The organism is Streptomyces sp. URMC 127 (assembly GCF_051386535.1).
Classification (GTDB): domain Bacteria; phylum Actinomycetota; class Actinomycetes; order Streptomycetales; family Streptomycetaceae; genus Streptomyces.
This window is the reverse complement of sequence record NZ_JBPQTW010000283.1, coordinates 1-7267: the sequence shown is the minus strand read 5'-3', so window position 1 is coordinate 7267 and position 7267 is coordinate 1. Positions and strand designations below refer to the sequence as shown.

Below are 7267 nucleotides of genomic sequence, written 5' to 3'. Positions count from 1 at the left end.
CCACTGCCCCGACGCCTCGGCGAGCCGTACGGCGTCGGGGCAGTGGCCCGCGAACGGCAGGCCGCACCTGCGGGCCTCGTCGGCCACGGCCGGATACGCCTCACGCGGCAGCCGCGCATGCACGCGGACGAACGCCGCACCGCCCGCCGCTGCCCTGCGCACCGCCCGGCGGGCCGCCGCTCCGTCCCGTACGGTCACGGACCCCGGCCACAGGACCGGCCCGCCGTCGAGGGGCGCACTACCGCTTCCGGCGAAAGTCGTCACTCCCCTCCGTACGGGCGTCGCGGCGCTGTTGTCGACATCCGTACGGGAGTCGATCAGGCCCGGGAGGACGTACCGGCCTGCGAGGTCCACCACGTGGGCGCCCTGCGGCGCCGGGACATCGGCCGACCGGCCCACCGTCACGATGCGCCCGGCACGGACCACGACCGTCATGCCCGGCCGCGGCGGCTCGACGCCGGGGGCGGCGATGAGCGTCGCGTGCGTCAGGACGAGGGGCCGTACGGCCGCCCCGGCGCCGCCCGCGGCCGCCACCGCCCTGCCGGCCGCTGCCGTGCCGCCGAGGGCGAGCGCGCTGCCGAGCGCCGCCGCGCCGCCCATGAAGAGGCGCCTGCCGGGCTCCGTCATCCCGTCCACCTCTCCGGGGCGCCGAGGGTCTTCCCTCGATGCCTACCCGATGCCTACCCGACGAGCGTGCGGTGCGGCCACCGCGCGCGGGCCTGTTCCTCCGACCGCATGAGCGCGAACGTCGGCAGGCCGGCCGCCGCACCGTCCGCGAGGAGATCCGGGAGGGCGGGCACGGGCGCGACGGCGGCGACATCGTCCAGCACCAGGGTCAGTGGTGGGTCGAGCCGACCGGCAGATGACCGTCCGGCCATGCCCCGGCCGCGCTCGACCACGCTTGAGACGAGTGCGGTCAGCAGGGGCATCGCACCCGGGCGGGTGCGCGGATCCTCAATCGCCTCACCCACCACGTAAAGGGTTCCCCCCTCGGCCACAAATGATTCCCAGGCGAGGGAATCGGCCCGGTGCGGATTGCAGGCGTCGCGGACGTTGACGGACGACAGTGCGCCCAGCGCACGCGCGGTCAGCTCCTGGGCGGCCTCGCGGCGTTCGGGATACCCCGTGAGCGCCGATTCGAGCTCCCCGGCCGCGCCGCCCGCCGCCTTCACGTGCGTCCGCAGGATCCGTACCGGCTCGTGCGCGGCCGCTCCCTGTGCCCAGCGCAGCACCTGGCGGAACGGCCGGCCGTCCACGGCGGCGGCGTGCAGCCAGCAGCGCAGCAGCGTTTCCGCAGTGTCCGCGGTGGCCGAGTCGAGGGCGCTGTGCGGGCGTACGGGGGCGAGCAGGGCGGCCGCGCGGGCGGCGGCGGTCTCCCGGGCCGTGCAGCCCCTCAGGGGTGACCAGCGGAGCCGGTCGGGGGTGTCCAGGAGGTGGCTGGGGTCGAAGACGTGCACGGGGCCGAGCTTGGCGCGGGCGTCCTTGGTGCCGGCCCACAGGGCGGCGTCGCTCGTGGTGACGAGCACGGGGCCGGCCGCCTCCAGGACGGCGCGGGCGGCGGTGTCGCCGCGCTCGGCGCCGTAGCGGACGCCGGGGGCGACGGGGCCTGCGGCGGGGCTGCCGGTCGCGCCCTGCGGGGCGGGCGTCCGGGGCCCGGGCACGGGCAGGGCCCCTGCGGGGCCGCCCGGCTCCGTCCACGCCCCCGGCCCCGCCGACGTGCCGTCAGAGGGGCCGGGGGCGTGAGCAGCCCTGCCGTCGGTGCTGTCCGGCTGCGGGGAGCGCGGGACGGCCTCCGGGGCCCTGGTGCGGTCACCGCTCCCGGGAACGGCCCGGCCGGTGGCCGGGCCCGTCTCCACGGCCCGGTCCGGCGGTCCGGGCCGTCCCGCCGGCGGGCGCCCGTCCGCGGAGGTGAGGGCCGTCTCCGGGTCCCCGGTGGTGCGGGCGCCTGTCGTCCGGGCCCCGGCCGCGGTCCTGCCTGTCCCGTAGGACGCGTCCGCGCCGCTCCCGCTGCCGGAGGCCGCACCCGCGAGGGAACCCGCGGCCGCCCGCCGTCGTGCCCGTACCGCCTTCCAGCGCGCCACCGTGCCGACCACGAAGACGCCCAGGACGATCAGCACCAGCAGTTCGCCGATGAGGAGGCCCCAGAACAGGCCGTAGCCCGAGAGGCTCTCCGCAGGGGTGTCCGGCCAGGCGGCCGGCAGGTCGCGCGGCTGCGTCACCAGGTGCCGCAGGGCCATGGGCGTACGGGTGAGGGTGACCGCCTCCGGCCAGGCGCCGTGGGCGAACAGCCCCGCCAGGCCCGTCGTCCCCCACACCAGTAGCGTCATGCCCAGCAGCAGCACGATGACCGCCATCAGCAGCCCGTCCGGGATGCCGCGCTCCGGCTGCCGGTCGCTCATCGCCGTTCCCCCCGTCCCCGGCCCGGTCTCAGGCCACCGTCGATTCCGACTCCGAAGACGCGTCCGCCTCCAGGGCCGCGGCCGCGCGCTCCGCGGCCGCGGCCTCCGCCGCCAGCTCGCGGGCGAAGTCGCCGTCCTCGGTCATGGCCCGGTCGGTGTAGACGAGCGGCCGTTCGATGTCGGTGACGAGGTGCTTGACGACCTGGACGTTGCCGTTGACGTCCCAGACGGCGATGCCCGGCGTCAGCGTGGGGATGATCTCGACGGCCCAGCGGGGCAGGCCGAGCACCCGGCCCGTGGCCCGGGCCTCGTCGGCCTTCTGGGCGTAGATGGTGCGCGTGGAGGCCATCTTCAGGATCGCCGCGGCCTCGCGGGCGGCCGCGCCGTCGACGACGTCGGACAGGTGGTGGACGACCGCCACGAACGACAGGCCGAGCCGGCGGCCGAACTTCAGCAGCCGCTGGAAGAGCTGCGCCACGAACGGCGAGTTGATGATGTGCCAGGCCTCTTCGACCAGGAAGATCCGTTTCTTCCGGTCGGGCCTGATCCACGTGTGCTCCAGCCAGACGCCCACGATCGCCATCAGGATGGGCATGGCGATGGAGTTGCGGTCGATGTGCGAGAGGTCGAAGACGATCAGCGGGGCGTCGAGGTCGATGCCGGCCGTCGTCGGCCCGTCGAACATGCCGCGCAGGTCACCGTCCACGAGCCGGTCCAGGACCAGCGCGACGTCGAGGCCCCAGGCCCGTACGTCGTCTATGTCGACGTTCATGGTCTCCGCGGACTCGGCCTCCGGGTGCCGCAGCTGCTCCACGATGTCGGTGAGGACCGGCTGGCGGTCGAGGACCGTCTCGTTGCCGTCGGCGGAGCCGAACGCGTTGAGCACGGCGGCGTGGGCGACCTTCAGGGCGAAGCCGGCCCGTTCGTCGAGCCCGCGGCCGGTGGCGACCTCGATGATGGTGCGCAGGAGGGCGAGCTGGCCGGTCGTGGTGATCGCCGGGTCGAGCGGGTTGAGCCGGATGCCGCCGTGCAGGGCGGCGGCGGGGTCGAGCCGGATGGGGGTTATCCCCAGCTGCTGTGCGATCAGGTTCCACTCGCCGACGCCGTCCTCGCCCTGGGCGTCCAGGACGACGACCTGCCGGTCGCGGAAGCGCAGCTGGCGCAGGACGTAGGTCTTCTCCAGGGCGGACTTGCCGTTGCCGGACTCGCCGAGGACGAGCCAGTGCGGCGCGGGCAGCTGCTGCCCGTAGAGCTGGAAGGGGTCGTAGATGTAGCCCTTGCCGGAGTACACCTCACGCCCGATGACCACGCCGGAGTCGCCGAGGCCGGGGGCGGCGGTCGGCAGGTAGACGGCCTGGGCCTGGCCGGTGGAGGTCCGTACGGGCAGCCGGGTGGTCTCCACCTTCCCGAAGAGGAAGCTGGTGAACGCGTCGGTCAGTGAGGCGAGCGGGTCGAGCACGGCATGCCCCTATCGTCGGATGCCGGTCGCGAACGGCAGGGTGTTGACGAAGGCCCGGTGGTGCTCGCGGTCGCACCACTCCAGCTTCAGGTAGCTCTTGCCGGCCGAAGCTCTTATGGTCCGCTTGTCGCGCGCGAGCGCTTCCGGCGAGCGCGACGACACCGTGATGTAGCCGACGAGGTTGACGCCGGCCGCGCCGCTGGCGAGGTCCTCGCCGCGCTGGTCGACCCGGGAGTGGTGGGCCACGTCGCGCGGGTCGACGACGCGGTTCATCTTGGCGGCGCGGGAGGCGTCCGCGTCGTCGTTGGTCTTCTCCGTCAGCATGCGCTCGATGGCCACGTCCGTCGGCTCCAGGTCCATGCAGACCGCGACCGTACGGATCACGTCCGGGGTGTGGACGAGGAGCGGCGCGAGGAAGTTGACGCCCACGGGGGTCATGGGCCACTCCTTCACCCACGCCGTCGAGTGGCACCAGGGTGCGCGGGTTGACGACTCGCGGGTCTTCGCCTGGAGGTAGGTGGGCTCCATGGCGTCCAGCTCGGCCGGCCAGGCGTTGCGCTGGGTCATGGCCTGGATGTGGTCGATGGGGTGGTCCGGGTCGTACATGGAATGGATCAGGGAGGACAGCCGGCCCTGGCCGAGCGGCTGCCGGACCCGGATGTCGGCCTCGGCGAGGCGCGCGCAGATGTCGGTCAGCTCGCGCGCCATGACGACCGCGAGGCCCCCGTCGCGATCGAGCCGGCGCTTGCCGCCCTCGTGGCGGGAGGCGCGCGCGATGGCGTTGGCCTCGGCGGCCAGCTCGCGCGTGTAGTGCATGCAGGCGACGAGGTAGGCGCGGTGCTGCTCGGAGGAGGTCGAGACCATCGACTGCAGCTGGTCGTAGGACTCCTTGAGCCACGCCGGCGAGTTGACGTCGCCGCGCCGCTCGACGTCCTTGGCGTGGGCGTCGGGGTCGGCGGGGAGCGTGCGGGCGAGCATCTGGATGCGCGTGACGTAGCCGTCGCCGTTGGCGACGTGCTTGAGGAGGGTGCCGAACCGGTCGACCAGCGCCTCCTGGTCCTCCGAGTCGCGCAGGCCCACGCCGGGGCCCTCGATCTCGATCGCGGCGGTGACCGTGCGGCGGTCGGCGTGCAGCAGGACGGCGATCTCGTCGGGGCCGAAGGGCGCCGCGAGCCAGTTGATCCGCCCGATGCCCGGCGGGGGGCCCACCTCGACCTCGCGGCCGTCCAGGCGGGTGCCGGCCTCGGCGGCGCCCGAGCGGTAGGTGGTGCCGCGGCGCAGGGTGCGCTTGTACGTGCGGTTGATTTCGAACCACTTGTAGAAGGTGCGGCCCTTGTACGGGACGTACACCGCGGCCAGCGCCAGCGCGGGGAACCCGGAGAGCGTGACGATCCGCAGCGGCAGCACGGGCACGAGCAGGCCGCACATCATGCCGAGGAACGCCCCGGCGATGATCAGCGCGATCTCCCCGGTCTCCCGGTTCTTGCCGACGACCGCGTTGGGACGCGCGCGGCCGATCAGATACGTACGGCGGGCCGCGACCGGCTGGGACTGGGCCTGGATCGTCAACTCCGCTCACCTCCTGTGTTGCTGCGGTTCTGTGCGCGGGGCGCGGGAATCGCGGCGGAACCGCTGCTTCCGCCTCCGCTCCCGTTGTCGCCGGTGCGAGCGGGGGGGGCGGGTGCTGTGCGCGGCGACTCCGCCCGCCACGGCGTCGGCGGGCCGGTGCTGCTGGCCGCTGTTGCCGGAGCCGCGGGCGCTGTGGGCGGTGATGCCCTGCTTGACCAGGGCGGCGGGGGAGGAGATCACGGCGGCGGCCTGGCGCGAGGCCGCGTCGTTGCTGGCGCTGCGGGTATTGACGATCTCGTCGCCGAAGCCGGGCACGAAGCGGTAGATCATCGCGCTGGCGAAGATGGCGAGGATGATGATCGCGAGCCCGGAGACGACGGCCGAGAAGGAGTCCGGCCCCTTGCCGGAGGACAGCGCTCCGGCGAGACCCAGCACGACCACGATGATCGGCTTGACCAGGATCACCGCGATCATGATGCCCGCCCAGCGGCGGACGTGCTTCCACATGTTCTTGTCGACCAGGCCCGCGTAGACGGCCGTGCCGAGGAGCGCGCCCGCGTAGAGCAGCGCGGCCCGGATCACCAGCTCCAGCCAGAGGACGCCCGCGGCGAGCACGGACACGAGCGACACGACGATCAGCATGATCGGGCCGCCGCCGATGCCGGTGCCCTTCTTGAGGGCATTGGCGAACCCGCCGAAGAAGGCGTCGTTGTTGGCGTTGGTGCCGGAGGCGATGGCTTCCGTGACGGCGTCGGTGGCCGAGACGAGCGTGTAGAGGATGAGCGGGGTGAACGCGGAGGCCAGCACGGTCAGCCAGAGGAAGCCGACGGCTTCGGTGAACGCCTCGGTGAACGGCACGCCGCGGACGGCGCGCTTGGCGACGGCCAGCAGCCAGAGCACGAGCGTGAGCACGGTGGAGGCGGCGAACACGACGGCGTACTGGCGCAGGAAGGTGGCGTTGGTGAAGTCGACATTGCCGGTGGCCTGGACGGCGCCGGACAGCTTGTTGACGATCCATGAGGCGGCCTCGCCGCAGCCCTTGGCGAGGGAGGCGAGGGGGTCTAAGGCGGTCTGGGGGTCGGGGGGTGACGTGTTCTTGTCGCCCTGGCAGATGCTCCGGGCAGGGCCCCGAACCAGGTCGCTGCACTCGCTGTCGCCCTTCGGGCTGGGGCTCGTGCTCGGGCCGGGCGAGGGCGTGGGCGCCGCGAAGACGCGTGTGGCGGTGATGACGACCGTGGCCTGGACGGTTGCCAGGACGGCCGTGGCGGACAGGGCCCGTCGGCCGCGACTACCTCGCATAGGTGAACCCTCCGTAGCCGGTGACCGCGTTGGCGATGTCCTTCGCGCTGGAGGCCGGTACGTCCCCGCTCACCGGGGCCGGGCCGTCCTTCTGCGACTGGTCGGCGACCTTCCAGTCGCCGTCGACCCAGCTGAGCTGCATGGTGATGGTGAACCAGCCGGCGTTCACCGGCTTGGTGGAGCCTTCGCCCGCCAGCCCGATGAGGCCCGTGCACCAGACCTCGACGGTGGCCTTGTCGTCACCGAACTGCGTGGACTTGGAGCCGACGGGGATGGTCCGGGAGACGAACGTGAAACCCTTGGGCGTCGAGCCGTCCTCGTTGAGCCCCGCGCTCTTGAAGAAGGCGGGTGAATAGGCCTTGTCCAGAGTGGTCTGGAACCTCTCGACCGCGGACGGCGCGATGACCGCCTGCACGATCTGGTGCCGCTTGTCGGCGGAGAACATGTCGGAGGATCCGAGCGCTACCGCGTAGTTGGACGCAGCGGACTGCGCCCCCTGCTCCGTACGCGCAAACCCCGAAGCGATCCCCCCGTTCTTCCC

Annotated in this window: 4 protein-coding genes and 2 pseudogenes; all 6 read right to left on the bottom strand. The window is 73.2% G+C overall.

Annotated features, from left to right (window positions below):
• Nucleotides 1–627, bottom strand: a pseudogene (locus ACSNOH_RS31950) (amidohydrolase family protein); the annotation flags it as partial.
• 53 nt (nucleotides 628–680) lie between these two features.
• A complete protein-coding gene (locus ACSNOH_RS31945; protein WP_436724942.1) occupies nucleotides 681–2399 on the bottom strand; it encodes a type VI secretion protein in 1719 nt (572 codons plus the stop codon).
• A 28-nt stretch (nucleotides 2400–2427) separates the two neighbouring features.
• Entirely contained in the window at nucleotides 2428–3858 is a 1431-nt protein-coding gene (locus tag ACSNOH_RS31940) for an ATP-binding protein (protein ID WP_436724941.1), read from the bottom strand.
• A 9-nt stretch (nucleotides 3859–3867) separates the two neighbouring features.
• Nucleotides 3868–5421 (bottom strand): SCO6880 family protein, encoded by a 1554-nt coding sequence (locus ACSNOH_RS31935; protein ID WP_436724943.1) that lies wholly within the window; start codon nucleotides 5419–5421, stop codon nucleotides 3868–3870.
• 12 nt (nucleotides 5422–5433) lie between these two features.
• Nucleotides 5434–6726, bottom strand: coding sequence for a hypothetical protein (locus ACSNOH_RS31930; protein WP_436724940.1), 1293 nt, complete (start codon nucleotides 6724–6726; stop codon nucleotides 5434–5436).
• A pseudogene (locus ACSNOH_RS31925) lies at nucleotides 6716–7267 on the bottom strand (hypothetical protein); the annotation flags it as partial. The pseudogene ACSNOH_RS31925 and the gene ACSNOH_RS31930, both read right to left, overlap by 11 nt.

Coding starts and splice junctions, on each gene's coding strand:
- ACSNOH_RS31945 (WP_436724942.1), bottom strand. CDS start 2,399: ATGAGCGACCGGCAGCCGGAGCGCGGCATCCCGGACGGGCTGCTGATG.
- ACSNOH_RS31930 (WP_436724940.1), bottom strand. CDS start 6,726: ATGCGAGGTAGTCGCGGCCGACGGGCCCTGTCCGCCACGGCCGTCCTG.